We start from the raw sequence: 21,823 nt of genomic DNA, 5'->3' as shown, positions 1-21,823 counted from the left end.
ATGGAGATCCCAATGAGTCCCTTATTCACCCCTGTCCGCGTCGGCCGCTACACTCTGCCTAACCGCCTCGTCATGGCCCCGATGACCCGCAGCCGCGCCGGCTTCGACGGTATGCCGGGCGAGCTGGCCACCGAATATTATTCCCAGCGCGCCGGCGTCGGCCTGATCGTCACCGAAGGCACCCAGCCCTCGGATGACGGCCAGGGCTATCTCACCACCCCGGGCATCTACACGCCTGCCCATGTCGCCGGCTGGCGGAAGATCACTTCTGCCGTGCACGACAAGGGCGGCCACATCTTCATCCAGCTCATGCATGCCGGGCGCATGTCGCATCCCGACAATACGCTGCATCACCGCCAGGGGGTCGCGCCGTCCGCGATAGCGCCGGGGACGGGTATGTTCACCATGACGGGGATGCAGGACATTCCCACGCCGCGCGCGCTGACGACCGAAGAGGTGCGCCAGACGGTCGCCGATTTCCGCCATGCCGCGCGCTCGGCGGTCGAGGCCGGCGCCGACGGCATCGAGATTCACGGCGCGAACGCCTACCTGGTCCAGCAGTTCTTCGCGCCCAGCGCCAACACGCGCACGGACGAATATGGCGGGTCGATCAAGAACCGAGCGCGCTTCGCCATCGAAGTCGCCACGGCGATCGCCGAGGAGATTGGCGCGGACCGCACCGCGATCCGCCTGTCACCCGGGACGACGATATGGGGGATCGACGAAGGCGCCGAAGGGCCGGACCTCTACCGCTATCTGGTCGCCGAACTCGACAAGCTCGGGCTCGCTTACGTGCACATCATGCACCAGGGCGACGAGGCGCTGCTGGCCGATATCCGTAAGCTCTGGCACCAATCGTTGATCCTCAATCGGCCAAGTCGTCCGCGTGACCAGATCGGCGCCGACGTAGCTTCGGGGCTGGCCGATCAGGAGTCCTACGGCCAGATGGTCCTGGCCAATCCGGACTTTGTGGAACGGTTGAAGACCAATGCGGCGCTGAATGCGGCAGTCCAAGCCACTTTCTATGGTGGCACCGCCCTGGGCTACACCGACTATCCTGCTTTGAGCGCGTAAAGCGCAAGCAAGTAAATCCCCAGACGCCAGTAGTCCAATAGATGTCTCTTACCTGAGACGGACTGCCTAATGAAGTCCTGCACGGGGGGACTTCCAATCCATGTCTTCCACAGGAAGGAGAAACCTCTTGAACCCACCCGATGGCTTCAAAAGCGCCCCCCGCCGGTCTGAACCGCTTGGCTCCGGCCGGGCCCTACGTCTTCAAGCATATGGCGGCACAGAGAGCTTGAAAGTCGATTGGCTATCCGCCCCCGAACCTGGTCCCGACCAAGTGCTCGTCCAGGTCAAGGCTGCCGGAGTAAACGGAATCGACTGGAAAATCCGTGACGGCTACGTCCGCGACAAGTTCAAGTTATCTTTGCCCGCGACGCTTGGCATCGAAATGGCGGGGGTCGTGCTGCGGACCGGCTCCAACGTCGAAGGCGTGAGGGTCGGAGACCGGGTCATGGCCGCGCTGGGTGGCCTGGGCGCTTATGCTGACCATTTGCTGATAAATGCCGAAAAACTCGTCAAGACGCCTGGGGTCCTGTCAGACATCGACGCGGCGGCAGTACCGGTGGCAGCGATGACGGCATGGCAAGTCCTTCAGGTCGCCGATTTCGACCTTCGGGGGCGGCGGGTGTTGATCCACGGCGCGGCTGGTGGGGTGGGCAGCTTCGCCGTCCAGTTCGCCAAGACGGCTGGAGCGACCGTCTATGCTACAGCCTCAACCAAGAGCGTGGCCCATGTCCAAGCCTTGGGCGCTGACGAAGTGATCGATTACCAGAAACAGAACTTCGAGGTTCTTGCGAGCGACATTGACCTTATCGTCGATCTTGTCGGGGGCCAGGTCTTAGACAAATCTTGGTCGGTCCTATCGCCTGGCGGCATCCTGGCCAGCATCGCTGCAACTGATGTGGTTTCGCGCGCCCCGGCAGGCCGTCATGGCATCTGGTTGTCAGTCAAACCTGACACCGCGCGCCTAGCCACAATCGCTCAAGAGATCGCTGACGGCTCGCTGCGGTCCACGATTGCAGAAGTGGTCGGCTTCGACGATCTGGCATCCGCGATCGAGCGCAATCGCACCGGCCATGCTCCCGGAAAGATAATCTTAGACCTCACCAGGTGACTTCAGCTCATGGTAATCGTCCCTAAAGGGGGGACCGTCTGCATTCGGCTCATGTTGGGACGGCCGTGAACCACAGTTATGCAGGGCCTTTCCGCTCCGCCGCAAATCTCAAATGCGCGTTTTTTAGCCTTCCCTGACCGGCAGCGCCTTTTCACCGGAATCGACCGCCCTATTTTCGCCTCGACAGGTGGGTGGCTGCTTGCTGGACGAGTCCTTGCGGCGAGTACGGCATGTGCTTCGAGGTACCCCACATGAACTTCCACGATCGGCACCTATTGCGGTTGCGGGTGAACGGAGAGGATCACAGCCTTTCCGATCTCGATCCCCGCGTCACGCTGCTCGACCTGCTGCGCGAGCGGCTTCATCTGACCGGAACGAAAAAGGGATGCAATTTCGGCGAGTGCGGCGCCTGCACCGTGCATCTCGACGAACGGCGTGTGAATGCCTGCATGATACTTGCCGTGTCCTGCGAGGGACGCGAGGTCACGACGATCGAAGGGCTGGCAGACGGCGATGCGCTTCATCCCGTGCAGCAGGCGTTCATCGATCATGATGGTTTTCAGTGCGGATTCTGCACGCCCGGCCAGGTGATGTCGGCGGCGGCGCTGATCGAGGAGGGACATACCGGCTCCGATGCCGAGATCCGCGAATGGATGAGCGGCAATCTGTGCCGCTGCTCGGCCTATCCGCAAATCGTCGAGGCGGTGCGCGCGGCGGCCGGGAGGGTGAGCCAATGACCCCATTCGTCTACGCGCGCGCCGATAGCCTGGGCGACACGATCGCGGCCGGTGCGGCGCCCGACAGCGCCTTTCTCGCCGGCGGCACCGAATTGCTCAACTGGCTGCGCCTTGGCATTGCCGGGCCGGCGCGGATCATCGATATCTCCCGCCTCGACGGGCTGGATCAGGTCGAGGCACTGCCCGGCGGCGGCTTGACGATCGGCGCGCTGACGCATCTCAACGATGTCGCGCAGCATGCGCTGGTCATGCGCGATTATCCGGTATTGAGCCAGGCGATCCTCAACGCCGCATCGCCGCAACTGAGAAATCTCGCAACGATAGGCGGCAATCTGCTGCAGAAGACGCGCTGTGCCTATTTCCGCGCCGAAGAGCAGCTGCCATGCAACAAGCGTCAGCTCGGCTCCGGCTGCTCGGCATTGCATGGCATCAACGACAATCACGCGATATTCGGCTGGACCGAGGATTGCGTCGCCACCCAGCCATCCGACCCGGCGGTGGCGCTGGCAGCGCTTGATGCGGTCATCGTCACCGCGCACCGCAGCGGCGGCCGGCGCATTCCGGCAGCCGAATTCCACCTGCTTCCCGATACGCGGCCCGAGTCGGACAATGTGTTGCAGCAAGGCGAACTGATCACGGCAATCGAGCTGCCGGCGCCGGCGCCGCGATCGGCTTACCTCAAGGTGCGCGAGCGCGAATCCTACGAATACGCCATCGTCTCCGCCGCCGTTGTGCTGGAGATGGACGGCCAAATCATTCGTCGGGCTGCCCTGGCGCTGGGGTCCGTCGCGCTGCGGCCGTGGCGGCTGAGCGCCGCCGAGGAGCAGCTCGCCGGTGCCGAAATCGGCGATCGCGAGGCGTTGAGCACCGCTATCGAGCAATCCTTCGCCGAAGCGCGTCCCTTGTCGCAGAACGCCTACAAGATCGAACTGGCCAAGACCGCCGCTTTGCGGGCGATCGAAAGAGCAGCGAGGATGCCGTCATGATGATCAGCCAGCCTGTTGCCCGCCCTGACGGCGGCGTCAAGGTGACCGGCCGCGCCCGCTATGCGGCCGACTATTTTGCCCCCGATCTGCTCCATGCGGTACTCGTGACCGCGCCCGTTCCCGCCGGCCGCGTGACATCGATCGTCGTCGACGATGCGCTCGCCGAGGAAGGCGTCGTGCGTGTGCTCACGCATGAGGACATGCCCAAATTCGGCCGGTTCGCATCGCCGAGGGCCGAGCCGGATACGCAGATGCAGCAGGCCGAAGGCCCGCCGGCAGCGCAGAGCTTCATGCCCATGCAGGGCGACGAGATACGTCACGAGGGTCAGCCGCTTGCCATTGTTTTGGGCGAGACGCTGGAGGCGGCGGAGGCCGGCGCTCGCCGCGTCGCGTTGCGCTACGAGTTCGCCGAGCCGGAATTGCCGGCACCCCCCGAGTGGACCGCCATCGACAAGGCTGCTGTCGTGCCGAGGGAGAGCGGCTTCCTGTTCCTGGAGCCGACGTTTACGAAGGGCGAGGTCGACCGCGGGCTTGCTGATGCCGCCGCCACGGTCGAAGCCGTCTATTTGCAGCCGTCGCGCCATCACAACGCCATGGAGCCCTCGGCGACGCTCGCCGAATGGAATGACGGAGAGCTGACGCTGCACGACGCCACGCAGCACGTCTACGGTGTCCGCCAGGTGGTTGCCGCCCGCATGAATGTCCCGGCCGAGAAGGTCCGCGTGATTTCCCGCCATACCGGCGGCGGCTTCGGCGGCAAGGGCTGGATCTGGCCGCATCAGGTGCTGGCCGCCGCCGCCGCGCGCATCATGGAGCGCCCGGTCAGGCTGGCGCTAAGCCGAGCCAATGCCTATTCCTGCCTCGGTTATCAGCCGCGCATGGCACAGAAGATCGTGCTGGCGGCGGACAGGTCGGGCAAGCTGACCGCCGTGCAACAGGACGTGGTCAACCTGACCACCGTGACCGACGATTTCGTCGAGTTCGCCACCGAAGCCTCGAAGGGTCTCTACGCCACGCCGGCCATGCGTCTCAGCCAGCGCGTGGAGCGCGCAAACGTCGCCATGCCGACGCCGCTGCGCGCGCCGGTCGAGGGTCCGGGCACCTGGGCGCTTGAAAGCGCGATGGACGAGCTCGCCCACCGCCTCGGCATCGATCCGCTCGACCTGCGTCTGGTCAACCATGCGGACACGGATCCGGCCACCGGCCAGCCCTGGTCATCGAAGAAGCTGCGCGAGGCTTATGAGGAAGGCGCCCGCCTGTTCGGCTGGCGCGAGCGCCCGCGCAAGCCACAACGCGACGGCGATTGGCTGATCGGCTACGGCATGGCAACCTGCAGCATGGGCTGTTTCCGCAACCCGACGCCTGCAGCCGAGGTCAGGCTGCACAGGGACGGCACGGTGCTCATCCGCACCGGCACCCAGGACATAGGGACCGGAACACTCACCATCTTTCCGCAGATCGCGGCCGACGTGCTGGGCCTGCCGATGGAGAGGATCGAGTTGGAAATGGGCGATACACAGCTGCCGGAGGCGGGGCCGACCTATGGCTCGTCATCGACCATGGGGGTGGGCGCGGCCGTGCTTGCCGCTGCCGAAGATGCGCGTTCGCAGCTTGCCCGTCTTGCCAATCTGCTGCCGGACGAGGTGGAGATGCAGGACGGCAAGATTCGCCGCAGAGGCGCTGCCGGCGGTCAGACGATCGCCGACGTGATGAGCCATACCGACATCGGCGAGATCGTCGGCTCCGGCTCGTTCGATCCGGCGCAGCATGGCAAAGGCCTCGCCATGCGCACTTTCGGCGCGATTTTCATGGAGGTCGGCGTCGATCCGGGGCTCGGCCTGCTCAGGCTTCGTCGCGCCGTCGGCAGCTACAGCGCCGGCCGCATCGTCAATCCCCGCACCGCACGCAGCCAGATGACGGGCGGCATCATCTGGGGCTGGGGCATGGCGGCAATGGAGCAGAGCAGGCACGAACCGGTGCTTGGCCGGTTCCTGTCGAAGAACCTTTCCGGGGTCGCCATTCCGGTCAACGCCGACATTCCCGGCGACATCATAATCCACTTCGTCGATGAGGTGGACGAGCATGCCAGCCCGATCGGCGGCAAAGGCATCGGCGAACTCGGCGCCACCGGCGTTGCCGCTGCTGTTGCCAACGCCGTCTTCGACGCCACAGGCAAGCGGATCCGGGAGTTGCCGATCACGCCGGAAAAACTGCTGTAGAAGGATCGGCCCGCGGAAGCGTCTGCTCGACGAGGTTGACGTAATAGCGCATTACCGTCGGCACGATCTCGTCGTTGAAGACGTAGCGGTCGCCGTGCAGGCTTTCGCCCGGGCCGACCTCGCCGGCGCCGATCCACGCATAACAGCCGCCGGCGTCGCGGATCATGAAAGCGAAATCCTCGCAGCCGAGACTGGGGCTGAACGCGGTCAAGACATTCTCCCGGCCGACGACGGAGGCGGCGGCCTCGACGGCGCGGGCCGTCGCATCCGCCGTATTGATCAGCGGCGGATAGCCCTTCCTGTAGTCGAGCCTGGCCTTGAGCGAATGCGCGGCGGCAATACCTTGTGCGATCTCGCCGATCAGCCTCTCGCAATGGTCGGAAAGGCCGTGCTCGAAGAAGCGGCAGGTGCCTTGCAGCCAGACCTTGCCCGGCACGATGTTGCCAACATTGCCGCCATGGATCTGCGTGATGCTGACGACAAGCGCGCTCTGCGGGTCGACCGAGCGGCTGACGATGCGCTGGACGGCTTGCACGAAGGCGCCCGCGGCCAGGATCGGGTCATCACCGAGCTGCGGCATGGCGGCATGAGCGCCAAGACCCTCGAAGGTCAGCTCGAAATTGTCGACGGCCGCCATTTGCGGCCCGACGCGGGCGGCGATCGCCCCCAGTCTGATGCCCGGCCAGTTGTGGACCGCATAGACTGCTTCGACCGGAAAGCGGTTGAACAGGCCGTCCTCGATCATGCGCATGCTGCCGCCTTCGTTTTCCTCGGCCGGCTGAAAAATGAAAGCGACGGTGCCGTCGAAGGTGCGCGATTGACTGAGCAGTTTGGCGGCGCCGAGCAGCATGACGGTGTGGCCGTCATGGCCGCAGGCGTGCATTACTCCTTCTTTCCTGGAGGCATAGGCCAAGCCGGTTTTCTCCAGCACCGGAAGCGCGTCGAGCTCGGCGCGAAGGCCGATGGCGCGTGCGCCGCCACCGCTGCGCAGGACACCGACGACGCCGGTGCCGCCGATCCCTTCATGCACCTCGTCGACGCCGAAGGAGCGCAGCTTCTCTGCAACGAAACGCGCCGTTTCGTATTCATTGAATGCGAGCTCCGGATTGGCATGGATATGGCGCCGCCAGCCTACGACCTCTGGTGTCAGCGCGGCGATGGGGTCATTATGCAACATGATGCCTCCTTTCCGCCGACAAAAAGCGGCTTGGTTTGCCAGCCATAGAAGGCCCGGCGAGAGGCGTCTTGAACCGGATTGACCATGGCAAGGACAAACGAAGCGGCAGAGACCGGGAAATACTGGCGCCATCCGTGCTTCCCCGACCTTGGCCTGTTCGAGGCGCGCTTCACCCGGCACCGCTACGACCTGCACACGCATCCGACCTATGTGATCGCCCTGATCACCTCTGGCTGCGAGCGCATTCGCATCGGCCGCAAAAGCGTTCTCGCTCCGGCAGGCACCATTGCCGTCGTCAATCCCGAGGAGTGGCATGACGGCGAACGCGGGGCGGATGAAGGCTGGGCCTACCGGACGTTTTATCCTTCGGTGCCGCTGATGACCGCGCTTGCCCGCGAACTCGGCCGCGACGGCGCTCCGGTGTTTTCGCGCGCGACGATCGAAGACAGCAGTCTCGCCGCAGCATTGACGGCAGCACACCAGGGCTCGACATCCCCGGACACAATGACGGCCGAGACGTCCCTGCTCGTGGCGCTGCGACGGCTGATCGTTCGGCATGGCGACTCGAGCGGACAGGCCGAAGAGATCGAAAGCTCCGGATCGCAGCGAAGATTTTCCCTCTACCGCGATCTTGTCGAAAGCGAGCTTGGCTCGCAGCTCGACCTCAAGCGGCTTGCCGGCGCGGCTGGCGTGACCCGGTTCCAGGTCATCCGCGACTTCAACAAGGTAATTAGCCTGACGCCGGCGGCCTATATCCGCGACCGGCGATTGCGCCGGGCGAGCGCGCTGATCGAACGGGGATTTGGCCTTGCCGATGCCGCCATCGCGGCAGGTTTCGCCGACCAGAGCCATCTGTCCCGTACATTCCGGGCCATGCATGGCATGACGCCAGGCATGTTCAGAAGAGCGGGATAAGACGCTCCTGAACAGACAAGCTTGCGCCTCAAAGCTTGCTGCGCAATGCTGACGCAGTTCGGGGGGAATCATGCGAAAAATCTTGGCGCCGACGCTGCTGCTCACGGCTGCACTGTTTGCAAACAGCGCCCAGGCGCTGGATGCCAGCGGCACGCCGGTCATCGTGACCCCGCTTGCCTCTCGCACCGAGACCGCGTCCGGCCAGCCGATCACGCTGCCGCAGAAGAACGTCCAGGTCCTGGTCTCGGCCTATCAGATCGCGCCGGGCGCGACCTTGCCGGTCCACAAGCATCCGTTTCCGCGCTATGCCTATGTTGAGGCCGGCACGCTTCAGGTCACCAACGTCGAGACCGGCAAGAGCAACACCTATCAAACAGGTGATTTCATCATCGAGATGATCGGGCAATGGCATCAGGCGACCAATGTCGGCGCCGATCCGGTCAAGCTGCTGGTCATCGACCAGGTCGAAGAAGGCACCAAGAACACGGTGTTGCGCCAGTAACTGCGGTCGTCGGGCACTCCAGCAAGGAACACCGGATTCACTCCGCAGCCTTCACCCGGTCGGCGGCGGCGGCCAGAACGGCGCGATCCCCCTCCTCGTACAACCGATGGATGGCAATGGCGTTGACGCGCCAGCCTTCCGGCGTCCGCACCAGCCGGTGGAGATAGCTGCCGCCGACCGTCCAGAACCGCCCGTCGATCCAGTGGGCTGCGCGGACATGGCTGCGTGCGACCGCGTCATTGCCCGCGCCCTCGACGGTGATGTTGGTGATGAGGTGCTGGGTGGCGTCGAAGCCCGGCAGCAGCCCTTGCCACTGGGCGATCAACGCGTCGCGGCCGCTGGTCGTGACCTCGCCGCCGAAGAGGCTGGTATAGTCGGTCGTGACACGGGCCGCGAGATAGGATCTGACCCGGTTCCATTCACGCAGATCGGCATAGAGGCCGATCCCGGCCACTGCCTCGGTGATTGCGATCCTGTCTTTGACCGTCAGCGCATCTCCCGGCGCGCTCGAGGCGGGCGCCGAGACGGCGGAAATCATCGCAGCGGAAATCGCCGAGACCAGGACATGCCGGCGGGTGACGAGGCTCATTGTCCCGCCTCCCCCGCACTGCCCAGCGTCGCGCGGAAGTGCGCGGCGGCGGCATCGCTCGCCGCCTTCACCGGCGCGGCACGGTCGTAGAAATCGAACTGGGTGACGTTGTCGAGCCACAGCTCCCGCCTGGAGCTGGTCAGCCGCGCGTAAAACTTGTGCGCACCCTGCGGAATGGCAGCCGCCTCGCTGTGCACCATCAGAAAAGGCTGGTTCAGGCGCGGAGCCGCCCGGATCGCATCGAACCTCAACCAGCCGCGCCAGAACGCCGGATCGGCCTCGTTGCGCCAGGCCGGGAGCATGCCGCGATCGGGCTCGGTGTAGTAAGGCATCTTGAACATGACCGCGCGCTCGTCGGTCAGGCTCGCGGCCGGCAAGAACGCTTGCTTGCCGGTGCGGCGATACTCGGCCTCGGCCGCATCGCCGGCGGCTTCAAGCCTGGCGACGCCGTCGTTGCCGCCATAGGTCTGCTCGACCACTTCGGCATCCTGCAACCAGGGCGCAACGAGGGCGACCGACTTGATCGCGGCGTTTCCTGCCGCGGCGGTGACCATATAGCCGGAGCTGGCGCAAATGCCGAGCCCGCCGATGCGGTCCTGATCGGTCTCGGGCCGGGTCGCGAGATAGGCGACGGCCGCTTCGATGTCAGCGATCTTGGCATTAGGATCCTCATACTGGCGGCGCGCGCCGCCGCTTTCACCCCAGCCGCGAAAATCGAAGGTCAAGGCGACGAAGCCACGATCGGCCATCTCGCGGGCGTAGCGGGCCGGCATCTGTTCCTTCACCGTCATCCAGGCGCCGGTCACGACCAGCGCCGGCCGAGGTTTTGCCGCGTCCAGATCCTCAGGCAGATAGAGCTCGCCGACGATCTGATCACCATGCGAGGCGAAAGTGACGCGCTCGACGCGCGGTGCGGCGACGGCATTGGAGGCGGCGAGCGCGGCGGCGGTTGCTACGGCAAGTGTCAGGGTTTTAAGCATCGCAAGTCTCCTTTGGCTTGGAATGAGAAGCGCGGCGCGTTGCGAGAAAGACCGCCGTCTCAGCGCTCGCCAGCCAGTCGGCTGGGCAGTGGCTTCAGCGGGTAATGCGCCCAGTAGAAAGCGTCCGACTGGTACATGTCGGTCAAAAAATTCTGTGCCTCGGCGATCTTGCCGTCCGTGATGCGGAACATCAGCGCGTAGAACTGGTCGATCTCGGGACCTGAGCCGACATTCGACCAGCCGCGATGGACGTCGACCACGAGGTCGCCTTGCGCCTGGAAGAAGATCGGCTCGGCCTTGAACTTGCCATCGGCCAGGCCGCGGAAGAAGGCGACCACCTCGTCCGGCCCGCGCTTGTCGCCGGCGAGCGGATGATGACCGGGAATGCGCCACACGATGTCGGGCGCGAGGAAGGGCCGCACGGCCTCGGGATTGCCGGTCGCGTAAGCTGCGTAGTAGTCTTTGATGAGCTGGATATTGCGGTCTTCCAGTGGCCCGCTGTGCGCCGGGGCGGCAGACACCGCCAGAAGAGTGCCGGCGGCGAGTAAAGCAAGCCTGGTCATCGGTCCTGTCTCCTTGCCCGTTCGAGCCGTTCCCAACACCGAGGCCCGTTCGTCGGACCCAACATGACGCCTTTCGTTCGCCGGAAAAACCAGTAGAGTTCGATAGGGCTATTTGGAAAATCCTTACAATGCGCCTCGACCAATTCAGCGGCATCGTCGCCTTCGTCAAGGTTGCGGAGGCCAAAAGCTTCACCCGCGCCGGCGCCGAGCTCGGCGTCGCTCCGGCCTCGTTGAGCGAGGCGGTCAAGGGGCTCGAGGAGCGCCTGGGGGTGCGGCTGCTCAACCGGACGACCCGCAGCGTTGGCTTGACCGAAGCTGGCGCCCAATACCTCGACCATGTGCGTCCGGCAGCCGAAGATATCTGGGCGGCTGGTGCGGCTCTGCGCGACAGCCGCGATCGTCCCGCCGGCACGCTGCGGCTCAGCCTGCCGTGGATCGCCGCTCCGCTGCTGATCGAGCCGCTGATGCGGCCGTTCATGGATGCTTATCCCGAAGTGCGGCTTAGTCTGATTTTCGACGACAGCTTCGTCGATATCGCCGCCGATGGCTTCGACGCCGGCCTGCGCATCGGCGAACTTCTCGAGAAAGACATGATCGGCGCGCGTCTGGGCGGGCCACTGCAGATGGTCGCGGTGGGTAGCCCCGATTATCTGGCGCGCAACGGCACACCGAAGCGGCCGGCCGACCTCGCCGCCCATCGCTGCATCGCATTCGCCCTGACCCGCACGCGCGCGATTTCGCCCTGGGAGTTCATTGTGGAGGGACGCGAAGTCGCATTCACGCCGGACGCATGCCTGGTCGTGAACACGCTTCCGCTGTGCATTACCGCCGCCGCGCAAGGGCTTGGCCTCGCCTTCGCGGTCGAGGGCCTCGCCGCGCCGCTTCTCGCCTCAGGCGCGCTGGTCAAGGTGCTGGAGCCTTTCTGTCCCGCTTACGAGCCGCTCCACCTCTATTATCCCAGCCGCCGCCTCGTGCCACCGAAGCTGCGGGCCTTCATCGACTTCGTCCGCGCGAATTCGCACAAGCTGCGGATCTGATGTGGCTTTTCGAGAATCCGGCCCCGTTCAGCCCCAGGCGCCGACCATCTGCCTGGTGGTTGCGTTGAGCCGGTTGAATGCGTTGATCAGGGCAATCTGGACGACCAGGGCGGCAAGCGCCTTTTCGTCATAGTGCCGGGCGGCCTCGTCCCAGACTGCATCCGGCACCGGATCCGGCCGGTCGGCCAACCGGGTTGCCGCCTCGGTCAGTGCCAGCGCGGCGCGTTCGGCGTCGGTGAAGTAGGGTGTCTCCCGCCATGCGGACACGGCAAAGATGCGTTCGTCCTTTTCGCCGGCCTTCTTCAATTCGCGCGCATGCATATCGACGCAGAGGCTGCATCCGTTGATCTGGCTGGCGCGCAAATGGACGAGCTTGCGCGTCACATAGGACAGGTCAGCCGTTTCCGTAGACTTGTCCAGCGCGAGCAGCGCCTGCAAGGCGCCGGGAATGAGCACCACCGGGTTTTTCAATCGTGCTTGCATAGTGGTCTCCTTCGGGCGTGTTTTTTCAAGCCCGGACGACGAACATCCGGGGTCTCGATATGTCTTGGTTCTGTCAGTTCGCCGGCCGCCGCGTTGCGGCAAGGCGAGCGCCGGGATCTTCAGCTTTGCGAGGCAGTCACCCGCTCAAGCCGCTCGAGAATGCGCGGCCAACCGCTTCCCATGCCGATGTAGCCGCGCTCGTCCTCGGACCGGAACCCGGAATGCTCCATGCGCACCCGCGTCGCTGTACCTTCGGGCGTCAACGACCATGTCACCACGGTCTTCAGACCGCTGTCGGATTCGGTGCCGTCGCCCCAGCTGTAGGCTAGCAGGCGTGGCGGCTCGATCTTCAGCACCTCGCAGTTCGTCACGCCGGACCAGCCAGGCACCGGCGTCGCGCGAAAGGTAAAGCGATGGCCTTGCTCAGGCGCAAAGTCGTTCTCCATCAGCCATTCGGCAACTAGATGCGGCACGGTCAGTGCGCGCCATATCTTTTCAGCCGCATGCGGGATCAGACGCTCGACGACAATGGATTTGGTTTCGATTGTGGTTGCTTCAGTCATGACTTCGGACCCGTTGTTTGCGGTTTGGCTGGGCTATCAACAACGCGCTCTCCATGAGAACCAATAACCCACCAGCTATGAGTTACGTATAACGCTTAAGTTATGAATGTGTCAAGCGGCGGAATGGCAGGCGCGCCCGCAAGCACATTGAGCCAACACTTCCGGCTTTCATCGCACCATGCCCGATGCTACCGCTGGCCAGCTGAAATCATCGACGGATCGCCCATGACCGAGACCGAACGCCCTCGCCTCCCGTTGATCGAGATCTGCGTCGAAGGCATAGACGGCCTGCTGGCCGCGCAAGCCGCAGGCGCCGACCGTGTCGAGCTCTGTGCCAGCCTGATCGAGGGCGGCATCACGCCGAGCTTCGGCACGGTGCGCGCCGCGCTCGAGCTGGCGACGATCCCGTTCCACGTCATCGTGCGGCCGCGCGGCGGCGATTTTCTGTATGGCGAAGCCGAATATCGTTCGATGCTCGCCGATGTCGGCGCGCTTGCCGAGCTCGGCGTCGCCGGTGTCGTCGTCGGTTGCCTCGCTGCCGACGGCACTATCGACGAACAGCGCATGAGCGAATTGGTTAAGGCGGCGGGACGCTTGAACGTCACCTGCCACCGCGCCTTCGACATGACCCGCGACCCGACCGAGGCGCTGGAAGCGCTGATCCGCTGCAAGGTCGGCCGCGTGCTGACCAGCGGCCAGCGCGACACGGCACTGGAAGGCGCGGACCTGCTCGCCGAGCTTGTCAGGCAGGCCGGCGACCGCATCATCATCCTCGGCTGCGGCGGGCTTGATCCCGAGAACATCAGCAAGGTGCGGAGGAAAACCGGGTTGAGCGAAATGCACTTCGCCGCGCTCAAGGACGTGCCGAGTGCCATGCGCTACCGCAACCCGAAAGTCGGCATGGGCGGCACCGACCTCGACCGCGAATACCGCAACACCGTGACCGACGAGGCGCTGGTGGCGGCGACCATCGCCGCTGCCCGGACATGATCCTGGAAGATCGAAGAAAAAACATGATCGAAATGCGTTTGCCGATCGAACGGGTTTCGCCGCAGGATGAGCCCGCCATCCTCGCGCTCAACAACGAGCACGCTGCGGAATTATCATGGCTCGAACCTGAGCGCCTGTCCTTCCTGCTCGGCGAAGCGTTTTACACGCGCCGCATCGGTGCACTCGAAGCCTTCATCATGACCTTCGACCAGGACGCGAGCTACGACAGCCCCAACTTCCTGTGGTTTCGCGAGCGCTATCCGCGGTTCGTCTACGTCGACCGCGTCGTGGTCGGCGCCAAAGCGCGCGGCCGCGGCCATGCCCGCCGGCTGTATGAGGATCTGTTCGAGCAGGCGTCACGCGCGGGCCAGGCGATCGTCACCTGCGAAGTCAATGCCGAGCCACCCAATCCGGCTTCGGACGCCTTCCATGCCGCACTCGGCTTTGCGGAAGTGGGCGACGCGGTAATCCACGGCGGCAGGAAAGCCGTGCGGTATTATGCAAGACGGATCGCCGGCTGAACGGCGGGCGCCGTTCGCCCTACCAATTGCGGTTCAGCCAGGAGCGGGCCGGCTTTTCGATGATGTAGTAGCCGCACAGCGCGCAAGCGAACGCCGCCGCAAGCATCAACCACGGCGAACTGCCTTTTATGTCGACGATTTGATAAAAGGGCTGCTGCCAAAGATAGAGCGAATACGACCACAGCCCCAGCATCGTCATCGGCAGGGACGATAGAAACCCGGTCAGATACCGGCTGCTGAAGTCGAGCAAATTGACGGCGAGTGCCAACAGCGGCACCGCGACCAGATAGTGGATCGGGGTTGGCACGGCAGCCATGAAAAGGAGCACAGCCACTACTGAGGCCGCCGGGGCGACATGCGGCCCCTTGAGCAGCGCCGGCAGCCTGTCGTCGGCCTTGAGCAGGCATATCACCGCCGACAGCAGGATCGAGGCGATGTGCACGTCGGTGCGCCAATAGGTGCCCTCGTAGCCTATTGCGAGCACCCAGTAGGAGATGGCGCCGTTTGCCATGGCCAGCACCGACAATGCACCGAGCAACATGATGACCCGGGACCGCCCCGAGACGACGACGCTGATCAGCGCCAGGATGATATAGGCGTGCTCTTCGACGCAGAGCGACCAGATATGGTCGAGCGCGCCGGCGCGGGTGACGAGAATTCCGGCATAGTTGTAGGTGAACGTCAGCGCCGTCAGCGCCGCCTTCCATTTGAAGGCGATGAATGTGCCGGACAAGGCAACCATCGCGGCGACGACGAAGATGAGTAGTGCCGGGTAGATGCGGGAGAACCGGCGCTTGAAGAATTTCTTCAGCGGATAGTATTCGACAAACAGGATCTCGGCCATCAGCCGGCCGCTGAGCACGAAGAAGAATTCGACGCCCAGGACGCCGAGATTGATGCCGGGAACGGGGAAGAAATGGCCGATCAGCACCAGCGCGATCGACAGGCCGCGCCAGCCGTCGAGATAGGCAAGCCTGGTTCTTGCCGAGCTGTCGGCCACAGGCCTGGATACGACAAGACGCGTCGCGGAAATGTCCGTCATGCCGGTCCCTTCATTGAACCTGCGAAAGGCGGGCTGGAGGCCGCATTCCTCCAGCTATATTGCAGCGCACCAGAACTTTGTGCAAGTGCGAGATAACGACACGCCCGAAGCACAGGACGGACCGAAAGGGGCTGTCACGTCCGTTCCCCGAAACCAACGGTCGACAGTCTCAGGCGTTGGCGGCAGGCGCTTCGCGCCGTGGCCGGCTTATTCCCAAATGGTACATTGCCATCTGGCCGGCAGAGCAAAATGTACCGGCGATTTCCGCGGCACCGTGCGGCAGGCCTAGCCTTTGCGCGATGCAATGCCTTGCCCGACCGGCCAAATCGGTCGAATGTGCCGGCGACATATCCACTGAAACAGAGACAGTGCATGACCGGCTTCGTCCTTCCCTTGCCCGCAACCCCGTCGGTGGCCGTGGCCGGCTCGCCGGAGCGTTTTGCGGTGCGCCGGATCTTCTGCGTTGGCCGCAACTACGCAGCCCATGCCCGCGAGCTCGGCAATGACGAGCGCGACCCTCCCTTCTTCTTCACCAAACCAGGCGACGCAGTGGTCGACTCGGTGGTCGGTTCGGGCACCACGATCCCCTACCCGCCACTGACCCAAAACCTGCATCACGAAATCGAGCTGGTCGTCGCGATCGGCAGAGCCGGCTTTCGCATCCCGCGCGAGCGCGCGCTGGACCATGTCTGGGGCTACGGCGTCGGCGTCGACCTGACTCGCCGCGACCTTCAGGACGAGGCGAAAAAGGCGGCAAGGCCGTGGGACTGGTCGAAAGCCTTCGACCGTTCAGCGCCCTGCGGCCCGCTGGTCCCGGCGCAAAAATCCGGTCATCCCGAAAAGGGCTGCATCTGGCTCGCGGTCGACGGCGAGATCAGGCAGGACGGCGACCTTGCCGAACTGATCTGGCCGGTTCCCGACATCGTCTCGATTTGCAGCGAGGCGCTAGAGCTTAAGCCCGGCGACCTGATCTTCACCGGAACACCGGCTGGCGTCGGCGCCGTCGGGCCGGGCGAAAAGATCACCGGTGGCGTCGACGGCATCGGCGAAATCGAACTGACCATCGGCCAACCGATCCGATGAGCGACATCGTCCTCCATAACTACTACCGCTCCTCGACCTCTTACCGGGTGCGGATCGCGCTGGAGATGAAGGGCCTGTCCTACGACTACGTGCCGCATCATTTGCGCCACGGCGAGCATCTCGAACCCGCCTACCTCGCGGTCAATCCGCAAGGGCTGGTGCCGGCACTGGTCCTGGACGACGGCACGCTGCTGACGCAATCGCTGGCGATCATCGAATATTTCGACGAGACCACGCCTGAGCCGCCGCTGCTGCCCAAGGATGCGCCTGGCCGCGCCCGCGTCAGGATGCTGGCGCAGATGATCGCCTGCGACATCCATCCGGTGAACAATCTGCGCGTGCTGACCTCGCTGCGCACACTGTTCGGCGCCGGCGACCAGGATGTCGTCAACTGGTTCCGGCACTGGGTCAACGAAGGCTTCCAGCCGCTTGAAAAGATTCTGGCTTCCTCGCCCGAGACCAAGACATTCTGCCATGGCGACACGCCGGGGCTGGCCGACATCTGCCTGGTCGCACAGGTCACCAGCAATGCCCGCTTCGGCGTCGACATGACGCCCTACCCGACGATCTCGCGCATCAATGCCGCCTGCATGGCGCTGCCGGCGTTCCAGAAGGCCGCGCCTGAGAACCAGATCGATGCCGAATAGACCGCAAATTGCATGAAGTGATGAGGAACTGCCGATGAAAGCCGTCGTCTTCGAAAAGTTCGGCGAAACGCCAACGATCCAGACCGTTCCCGATCCGGAGCCGGCACCGGAAGGCGTCGTCATCAAGGTGGAGGCGACCGGCCTCTGCCGCAGCGACTGGCATGGCTGGATGGGCCACGACGACGGCATCCGCCTGCCGCATGTGCCGGGCCACGAACTGGCCGGCGTCGTGGTCTCCGCAGGCAACCAGGTGACCCGCTGGAAGGGCGGCGAGCGCGTCACCGTGCCGTTTGCCGTCGGCTGCGGCCGCTGCTTCGAATGCACCTCGGGCAATCACCAGGTGTGCGAGCACCAATTCCAGCCCGGCTTCACTGCCTGGGGTTCGTTCGCCGAATATGTCGCCATCGACCATGCCGACACCAATCTCGTGCGCTTGCCCGATGAGATGGAATTCGCCACCGCCGCCAGCCTCGGCTGCAGGTTCGTCACCTCGTTCCGCGCCATCGTCGACCAGGGCCGGGTGACGCCCGGCGAATGGGTGGCGGTGCACGGCTGCGGCGGCGTCGGCCTGTCGGCGATCATGATCGCCAGCGCCATGGGCGCCAATGTCGTCGCCATCGACCTCACCGACGAGAAGCTGGACTTTGCCAAAAAGATCGGCGCGGTGGCGACGATCAACGCGGCAAAGACGCCGAACGTGGTCAAGGCGGTCAAGCAGATCACCAATGGCGGCGCGCACATGTCGATGGACGCGCTCGGCCACCCCAGTACCTCGTTCAACTCGATCGCAAACCTGCGCCGCCGCGGCCGCCACGTGCAGGTCGGCCTGATGCTCGGCGACCATGCCAGGCCGCAGATACCGATGGACAAGGTGATCGCATTCGAGCTCGAAATCCGCGGCAGCCACGGCATGCAGGCCTTCCGCTACCAGGCGATGATGGAGATGATCCGCACCGGCAAGCTGAAACCCGAACTGCTGGTCGGCAAGAAGATCAGCCTCGAAGAGGCGCCGGCCGCATTGATGGCGATGGGCGGCTTCGAAGGCATAGGCATCGGCGTGGTGACCAGATTCTAGATCACGCCCTGAGTCTGGATCAGCGAAACGACGCGCAGACCTCCCGCACGCAGGCTCGCAGCCAGCGTTGTGCCGGATCGGCATCGAGTCGCGGATGCCACAGCATCGAAATGGTGACCTCCTCGATATCGACCGGCAACGGGAAGCTGTACATGCCCGTGCGCGCGCCCAGCGTGTGCCGTTCGGGGACGCTGGCGATCAGATCGGAGGCGCGCGCCATGGCGAGCGTGGCCGAGAAGCTGGAAACCATGCACACGATCGTCCGCTGGAGACCGAGCAGTTTCAAGGCCTCGTCGATCGGGCCCTTTTCGCGGCCACGCCGCGAAACGCTGATGTGGCGGCCGGCCGCATAGCGTTCCGGCGTCATTGGGCCCTCGCCCAGCCTGTGACCCGTTCGCACCGCACCGATGAAGCGGTCGCGAAACAGCGCCTGAATGCGCATTTCGGGGCTCGTTTCACTGGCAACCCCGATTTCGAGATCAACCGCCGCGTCACGCAACGACATGTCGTTCTTGTCGGATTTCGGCGCAAAACGCAGCCGCACGCCAGGTGCATCCGCTTCGACACGGGTCAGAAGACGCGGTGCGAACTCCTCGACGAAACTTTCGTTGGCGCGCAGCGTGAAGACCTTGTCGAGAGCAGAGAGGTCGAGGAGCTTGGCCGGGCGCAGCAGCGCTTCCGCATCCTGAACGACTCGGCCTACCTGTTGCTGCAATTCGAGCGCGCGCGGCGTCGCAACCAGGCCACGGCCGGCCCGGACCAACAATGGGTCGCCTGTCGCCTGGCGCAACCGCGCCAACGTCCGGCTCATCGCCGAGGGACTGAGGCGCAGCCGCCCGGCCGCGCGCGCCACACTGCCCTCGGTCAGCAGCACATCGAGGGCGACAAGCAGATTGAGATCTGGCGACGACATGGAAGGACCGTAGCACAGCTCGGCCGCGATGTGGCGTTTCATGCACGAATAAGATGCAAATACTGCGCCTTCCGCCACATCATGCGAGGGAATAGCGTCCGACAGCTCCGATTGGGGGCTGCCGGCAAAGGAGTTCACCTTGGCATCGACCGCTGAAAAGACCTGGGACGAAGTTGCCCCGGTGAGCGCACGCTCGACCCGATGGGCATTGGCAAGCCTGTCGCTTTCAACGCTGCTGTCGTCGCTCGCCACCAGCATCGCCAGCGTCGGGCTGCCATCGCTGATGCAGGCGTTCGACGCATCGTTCCAGCTCGTGCAATGGGTCGTCCTGTCCTATCTGCTCGCCATCACCACCTTGATCGTAAGCGCCGGGCGGCTCGCCGATATATTCGGCCGCCGCCCGCTATTGCTCGGCGGCATTGCCCTGTTCACCTTCGCATCGGTGCTTTGCGGGCTCGCGCCGACGCTCTGGCTGCTGATCGCCGCACGGGCGGCACAGGGGCTCGGCGCGGCCATTATGATGGCTCTGACGCTGGCCTTTGTCGCCGACGCGGTTCCCCGGGATAAAACCGGCAGCGTCATGGGCCTGCTCGGCGCCATGTCGGCGATCGGCACCACGCTTGGCCCCTCGCTTGGCGGACTGTTGATTGCCGGCCTCGGCTGGCGCGCGATCTTCCTCATCAATCTGCCGTTGGGGGTGCTGGCCTTTGCGCTTGCCTGGCGCTTCCTGTCGGCCGGAAAAAAGACGCCAGGTCGGCGCGGTTTCGACGGGATCGGCACGGCTTTGCTCGCGCTGACGCTAGCCGCCTATGCGCTCGCCATGACCCTTGGGCGTGGCAGTTTTGGTTCTCTCAATGTCGGCTTGCTGATTGCCGCAACCGTGGCTGGCCTGCTGTTTGTCATTGCGCAGACAAGGGTCCAGAACCCTTTGATCCAACCTGCGAGGTTCCGCGACCAGGCGTTGAACGCAAGCCTCGCCATGAACCTGATCGTCGCCACGGTGATGATGGCGACGCTGGTGGTCGCACCATTCTATCTGTCGCGCGCGCTCGGGCTGGACGCAGCCATGGTCGGGCTGGTTCTGTCGACCGGCCCTCTGGTTACCGCATTGGCGGCGCTGCCGGCCGGACGCCTGGTCGATCGTTTCGGGGCGAACCGGATCATGATCGTCGGCCTGTTCGATCTCGCTATTGGCACCTTTGCTCTGTCGCGGGCGGAATTCGGTATTGCCGGCTATGTCGTGCCGATCATCATCGTCTGCACCGGCTACAGCCTGTTTCAGACCTCCAACAATTCGGCCGTGATGACGGGCGTCGCATCCGACCAGCGCGGCGTCGTCTCCGGCCTGCTCAATCTGTCGCGCAATCTCGGCCTGATCACCGGTGCGTCCGTGATGGGCGCAGTGTTTGCCTTCGCATCGGCTGGGGAAGGCACTGGCTTGGCAGTGTTGGCACCTGCGGCAGCGGCACGAGGGATGCAGGTCACCTTCCAGGTGGCGACGGGCCTGGTGCTGATGGCGCTGATCCTTGCGGTATTTTCAGCCCGCGCCACTGCCGGGCGAACTGATATCGTTGCCAAGCATCCTTGAGGATTCCACCCGGTTCGCATGCAACTCCGGCAGCCGGCGCACCTATCTCGCATATCTCTTGGCACCGACGACGCAAAGCACGACGGCGGCGGTGACGGCGATCATGGCGGGACTGACCTGCTCATGCAGCAGCGCTGCCGCCAGCCCCAGGCCGAAGAAGGGCTGCAGCAGTTGCAACTGCCCGACCGCGGCGATGCCGCCTTGCGCCAGGCCGCGATACCAGAACACGAAACCGATCAGCATGCTGAACAGCGAGACATAGGCCAGACCAATCCATGCGCCCCTGCCGGCACTTTCGAGCGACGGCGGCATGGTGATGAACGTCAGCGCCAGCATGAGGGGCAGCGACAGCACCAGCGCCCACGAAATCACCTGCCAACCGCCGAGTTTGCGCGACAGCGCCGCTCCTTCGGCATAGCCCAATCCGCACACGATGATGGCGGCCAGCATCAAGATGTCGCCGAGCGGCGAGACCGACAGGCCTTGCGTGACTGCGAAACCGGCGACAAGGGCGCTGCCGAGGCACGAGAACAGCCAGAACGCCGGCTTCGGGCGATCGCCGCCTCGAACCACACCGAAGATCGCGGTCGCCAACGGCAACAGGCCGACGAAAATGATGGAGTGAGCCGACGTGATGTGCTTGAGCGCCAGCGCCGTCAGCAGGGGAAAACCGACCACGACGCCAAGCGCCACGATCGCCAGCGGGAACAGATCTCGCCGCTCCGGGCGCTTCTGACGAAAAACGAGCAGCAGCGCCAGGCCGAGGATGCCCGCCGAAGCCGCACGGGCGACCGTTACGAACACCGGATCGAAATCCATCACCGCCACGCGCGTCGCCGGAAGCGAACCGCTGAAGATCAGCACGCCTATGAACCCGTTGACCCAGCCACTCGCCGCCCAACCACTCGCCGCCCAACTACTCGCCGCCCAACTACTCGCCGCCTTGTCCATCGATGCCCCGCTGATTTCGCCCTCTATCGGGCCGGGCGTCTGGCTCCGCCAGAGACAATCAGGTACAGTTTGACAAAACC

The 21,823-nt window shown here is 64.4% G+C and carries 23 protein-coding genes; 14 read left to right on the top strand and 9 right to left on the bottom strand.

Annotated elements, in window-relative coordinates; genetic code table 11:
- The 5 genes from NKI16_RS03230 to NKI16_RS03210 all read left to right on the top strand — a co-directional run bounded on the left by NKI16_RS03230 (position 1) and on the right by NKI16_RS03210 (position 6,124).
- Positions 1-1,074, top strand: a complete 1,074-nt coding sequence (locus tag NKI16_RS03230) for an alkene reductase (protein WP_352579198.1) — start codon at positions 1-3, stop codon at positions 1,072-1,074.
- Positions 1,075-1,201: 127 nt separating this feature from the next.
- Complete coding sequence (locus NKI16_RS03225; protein ID WP_352922245.1) at positions 1,202-2,182, top strand: NADP-dependent oxidoreductase; 981 nt, start codon at positions 1,202-1,204, stop codon at positions 2,180-2,182.
- 251 nt (positions 2,183-2,433) lie between these two features.
- Positions 2,434-2,919, top strand: coding sequence for a (2Fe-2S)-binding protein (locus tag NKI16_RS03220; protein WP_352454534.1), 486 nt, complete (start codon positions 2,434-2,436; stop codon positions 2,917-2,919).
- The gene (locus tag NKI16_RS03215; RefSeq protein ID WP_352454535.1) at positions 2,916-3,905 is read left to right on the top strand and encodes an FAD binding domain-containing protein; all 990 of its coding nucleotides are present in this window, start codon (positions 2,916-2,918) and stop codon (positions 3,903-3,905) included. The genes NKI16_RS03220 and NKI16_RS03215 overlap by 4 nt, the downstream gene beginning before the upstream one ends.
- Positions 3,902-6,124: a xanthine dehydrogenase family protein molybdopterin-binding subunit gene (locus tag NKI16_RS03210; protein WP_352782362.1), complete on the top strand. Its 2,223-nt coding sequence runs from the start codon at positions 3,902-3,904 to the stop codon at positions 6,122-6,124. The genes NKI16_RS03215 and NKI16_RS03210 overlap by 4 nt, the downstream gene beginning before the upstream one ends.
- On the opposite strand, the gene NKI16_RS03205 is transcribed toward NKI16_RS03210, so the two are convergent.
- Entirely contained in the window at positions 6,102-7,301 is a 1,200-nt protein-coding gene (locus tag NKI16_RS03205) for an amidohydrolase (protein ID WP_023676409.1), read from the bottom strand. The genes NKI16_RS03210 and NKI16_RS03205 overlap by 23 nt on opposite strands.
- An 84-nt stretch (positions 7,302-7,385) precedes the next feature.
- On the opposite strand from NKI16_RS03205, the gene NKI16_RS03200 reads away from it, so the two are divergent.
- Both NKI16_RS03200 and NKI16_RS03195 read left to right on the top strand, forming a co-directional pair.
- Entirely contained in the window at positions 7,386-8,216 is an 831-nt protein-coding gene (locus NKI16_RS03200; RefSeq protein WP_023676410.1) for an AraC family transcriptional regulator, read from the top strand.
- 70 nt (positions 8,217-8,286) lie between these two features.
- On the top strand, positions 8,287-8,718 hold the full coding sequence (locus NKI16_RS03195) for a cupin domain-containing protein (RefSeq protein WP_023676411.1): 432 nt from the start codon (positions 8,287-8,289) through the stop codon (positions 8,716-8,718).
- Between the two features lie 37 nt (positions 8,719-8,755).
- Here NKI16_RS03195 and NKI16_RS03190 read toward each other — a convergent pair whose 3' ends face one another.
- From NKI16_RS03190 to NKI16_RS03180, 3 genes are read right to left on the bottom strand one after another with little or no spacing between them, the layout of a single operon-like run.
- On the bottom strand, positions 8,756-9,307 hold the full coding sequence (locus NKI16_RS03190) for a nuclear transport factor 2 family protein (RefSeq protein ID WP_023676412.1): 552 nt from the start codon (positions 9,305-9,307) through the stop codon (positions 8,756-8,758).
- A complete protein-coding gene (locus NKI16_RS03185; RefSeq protein ID WP_023676413.1) occupies positions 9,304-10,287 on the bottom strand; it encodes an alpha/beta hydrolase in 984 nt (327 codons plus the stop codon). The genes NKI16_RS03190 and NKI16_RS03185 overlap by 4 nt, the downstream gene beginning before the upstream one ends.
- A gap of 59 nt (positions 10,288-10,346) precedes the next feature.
- Complete coding sequence (locus NKI16_RS03180) at positions 10,347-10,850, bottom strand: nuclear transport factor 2 family protein (RefSeq protein ID WP_051406120.1); 504 nt, start codon at positions 10,848-10,850, stop codon at positions 10,347-10,349.
- A 128-nt stretch (positions 10,851-10,978) separates the two neighbouring features.
- Here NKI16_RS03180 and NKI16_RS03175 point away from each other — a divergent pair, with 128 nt between their 5' ends.
- Positions 10,979-11,887 carry a LysR family transcriptional regulator gene (locus NKI16_RS03175; protein WP_023676415.1) on the top strand — a complete coding sequence of 303 codons (909 nt, stop codon included), beginning with the start codon at positions 10,979-10,981 and terminating at the stop codon, positions 11,885-11,887.
- A gap of 27 nt (positions 11,888-11,914) precedes the next feature.
- Here NKI16_RS03175 and NKI16_RS03170 read toward each other — a convergent pair whose 3' ends face one another.
- Complete coding sequence (locus NKI16_RS03170) at positions 11,915-12,370, bottom strand: carboxymuconolactone decarboxylase family protein (RefSeq protein ID WP_023676416.1); 456 nt, start codon at positions 12,368-12,370, stop codon at positions 11,915-11,917.
- 119 nt (positions 12,371-12,489) lie between these two features.
- The gene (locus NKI16_RS03165) at positions 12,490-12,933 is read right to left on the bottom strand and encodes an SRPBCC family protein (protein ID WP_023676417.1); all 444 of its coding nucleotides are present in this window, start codon (positions 12,931-12,933) and stop codon (positions 12,490-12,492) included.
- 225 nt (positions 12,934-13,158) lie between these two features.
- On the opposite strand from NKI16_RS03165, the gene NKI16_RS03160 reads away from it, so the two are divergent.
- Together NKI16_RS03160 and NKI16_RS03155 are read left to right on the top strand one after the other, a co-directional pair.
- Positions 13,159-13,923: a copper homeostasis protein CutC gene (locus tag NKI16_RS03160; protein ID WP_023676418.1), complete on the top strand. Its 765-nt coding sequence runs from the start codon at positions 13,159-13,161 to the stop codon at positions 13,921-13,923.
- A gap of 32 nt (positions 13,924-13,955) precedes the next feature.
- Positions 13,956-14,444 carry a GNAT family N-acetyltransferase gene (locus NKI16_RS03155; protein ID WP_023676419.1) on the top strand — a complete coding sequence of 163 codons (489 nt, stop codon included), beginning with the start codon at positions 13,956-13,958 and terminating at the stop codon, positions 14,442-14,444.
- Positions 14,445-14,463: 19 nt separating this feature from the next.
- Here NKI16_RS03155 and NKI16_RS03150 read toward each other — a convergent pair whose 3' ends face one another.
- A complete protein-coding gene (locus NKI16_RS03150) occupies positions 14,464-15,486 on the bottom strand; it encodes an acyltransferase family protein (RefSeq protein ID WP_023676420.1) in 1,023 nt (340 codons plus the stop codon).
- A 372-nt stretch (positions 15,487-15,858) separates the two neighbouring features.
- Here NKI16_RS03150 and NKI16_RS03145 point away from each other — a divergent pair, with 372 nt between their 5' ends.
- Genes NKI16_RS03145 through NKI16_RS03135 form a run of 3 tightly spaced genes read left to right on the top strand, consistent with a single transcriptional unit; the run spans position 15,859 to position 18,291 of the window.
- The gene (locus NKI16_RS03145; RefSeq protein ID WP_023676421.1) at positions 15,859-16,569 is read left to right on the top strand and encodes a fumarylacetoacetate hydrolase family protein; all 711 of its coding nucleotides are present in this window, start codon (positions 15,859-15,861) and stop codon (positions 16,567-16,569) included.
- The gene (maiA, locus tag NKI16_RS03140) at positions 16,566-17,216 is read left to right on the top strand and encodes a maleylacetoacetate isomerase (protein WP_023676422.1); all 651 of its coding nucleotides are present in this window, start codon (positions 16,566-16,568) and stop codon (positions 17,214-17,216) included. Before NKI16_RS03145 ends, maiA begins: the two co-directional genes overlap by 4 nt.
- Positions 17,217-17,250: 34 nt before the next feature.
- A complete protein-coding gene (locus NKI16_RS03135) occupies positions 17,251-18,291 on the top strand; it encodes a zinc-dependent alcohol dehydrogenase family protein (protein WP_023676423.1) in 1,041 nt (346 codons plus the stop codon).
- Positions 18,292-18,310: 19 nt separating this feature from the next.
- Here NKI16_RS03135 and NKI16_RS03130 read toward each other — a convergent pair whose 3' ends face one another.
- The gene (locus NKI16_RS03130; RefSeq protein WP_023676424.1) at positions 18,311-19,204 is read right to left on the bottom strand and encodes a LysR family transcriptional regulator; all 894 of its coding nucleotides are present in this window, start codon (positions 19,202-19,204) and stop codon (positions 18,311-18,313) included.
- Positions 19,205-19,343: 139 nt separating this feature from the next.
- Here NKI16_RS03130 and NKI16_RS03125 point away from each other — a divergent pair, with 139 nt between their 5' ends.
- A complete protein-coding gene (locus NKI16_RS03125) occupies positions 19,344-20,792 on the top strand; it encodes an MFS transporter (protein WP_502897551.1) in 1,449 nt (482 codons plus the stop codon).
- A 42-nt stretch (positions 20,793-20,834) separates the two neighbouring features.
- Here the strand turns inward: NKI16_RS03125 and NKI16_RS03120 are convergent, their stop codons facing one another.
- Entirely contained in the window at positions 20,835-21,743 is a 909-nt protein-coding gene (locus NKI16_RS03120) for a DMT family transporter (protein ID WP_023676426.1), read from the bottom strand.
- Between the last annotated feature and the right edge of the window lie 80 nt (positions 21,744-21,823).

The organism is Mesorhizobium sp. M0698 (assembly GCF_040320455.1).
Classification (GTDB): domain Bacteria; phylum Pseudomonadota; class Alphaproteobacteria; order Rhizobiales; family Rhizobiaceae; genus Mesorhizobium.
This window is presented reverse-complemented; position numbering and strand designations above follow the sequence as displayed.

Coding starts and splice junctions, on each gene's coding strand:
- NKI16_RS03230 (WP_352579198.1), top strand. CDS start 1: ATGGAGATCCCAATGAGTCCCTTATTCACCCCTGTCCGCGTCGGCCGC.
- NKI16_RS03155 (WP_023676419.1), top strand. CDS start 13,956: ATGCGTTTGCCGATCGAACGGGTTTCGCCGCAGGATGAGCCCGCCATC.
- NKI16_RS03175 (WP_023676415.1), top strand. CDS start 10,979: ATGCGCCTCGACCAATTCAGCGGCATCGTCGCCTTCGTCAAGGTTGCG.
- NKI16_RS03210 (WP_352782362.1), top strand. CDS start 3,902: ATGATGATCAGCCAGCCTGTTGCCCGCCCTGACGGCGGCGTCAAGGTG.
- NKI16_RS03165 (WP_023676417.1), bottom strand. CDS start 12,933: ATGACTGAAGCAACCACAATCGAAACCAAATCCATTGTCGTCGAGCGT.
- maiA (WP_023676422.1), top strand. CDS start 16,566: ATGAGCGACATCGTCCTCCATAACTACTACCGCTCCTCGACCTCTTAC.
- NKI16_RS03150 (WP_023676420.1), bottom strand. CDS start 15,486: ATGACGGACATTTCCGCGACGCGTCTTGTCGTATCCAGGCCTGTGGCC.
- NKI16_RS03160 (WP_023676418.1), top strand. CDS start 13,159: ATGACCGAGACCGAACGCCCTCGCCTCCCGTTGATCGAGATCTGCGTC.
- NKI16_RS03195 (WP_023676411.1), top strand. CDS start 8,287: ATGCGAAAAATCTTGGCGCCGACGCTGCTGCTCACGGCTGCACTGTTT.
- NKI16_RS03205 (WP_023676409.1), bottom strand. CDS start 7,301: ATGTTGCATAATGACCCCATCGCCGCGCTGACACCAGAGGTCGTAGGC.
- NKI16_RS03185 (WP_023676413.1), bottom strand. CDS start 10,287: ATGCTTAAAACCCTGACACTTGCCGTAGCAACCGCCGCCGCGCTCGCC.
- NKI16_RS03200 (WP_023676410.1), top strand. CDS start 7,386: ATGGCAAGGACAAACGAAGCGGCAGAGACCGGGAAATACTGGCGCCAT.
- NKI16_RS03120 (WP_023676426.1), bottom strand. CDS start 21,743: ATGGACAAGGCGGCGAGTAGTTGGGCGGCGAGTAGTTGGGCGGCGAGT.
- NKI16_RS03130 (WP_023676424.1), bottom strand. CDS start 19,204: ATGTCGTCGCCAGATCTCAATCTGCTTGTCGCCCTCGATGTGCTGCTG.
- NKI16_RS03190 (WP_023676412.1), bottom strand. CDS start 9,307: ATGAGCCTCGTCACCCGCCGGCATGTCCTGGTCTCGGCGATTTCCGCT.
- NKI16_RS03135 (WP_023676423.1), top strand. CDS start 17,251: ATGAAAGCCGTCGTCTTCGAAAAGTTCGGCGAAACGCCAACGATCCAG.
- NKI16_RS03180 (WP_051406120.1), bottom strand. CDS start 10,850: ATGACCAGGCTTGCTTTACTCGCCGCCGGCACTCTTCTGGCGGTGTCT.
- NKI16_RS03215 (WP_352454535.1), top strand. CDS start 2,916: ATGACCCCATTCGTCTACGCGCGCGCCGATAGCCTGGGCGACACGATC.
- NKI16_RS03170 (WP_023676416.1), bottom strand. CDS start 12,370: ATGCAAGCACGATTGAAAAACCCGGTGGTGCTCATTCCCGGCGCCTTG.
- NKI16_RS03220 (WP_352454534.1), top strand. CDS start 2,434: ATGAACTTCCACGATCGGCACCTATTGCGGTTGCGGGTGAACGGAGAG.
- NKI16_RS03145 (WP_023676421.1), top strand. CDS start 15,859: ATGACCGGCTTCGTCCTTCCCTTGCCCGCAACCCCGTCGGTGGCCGTG.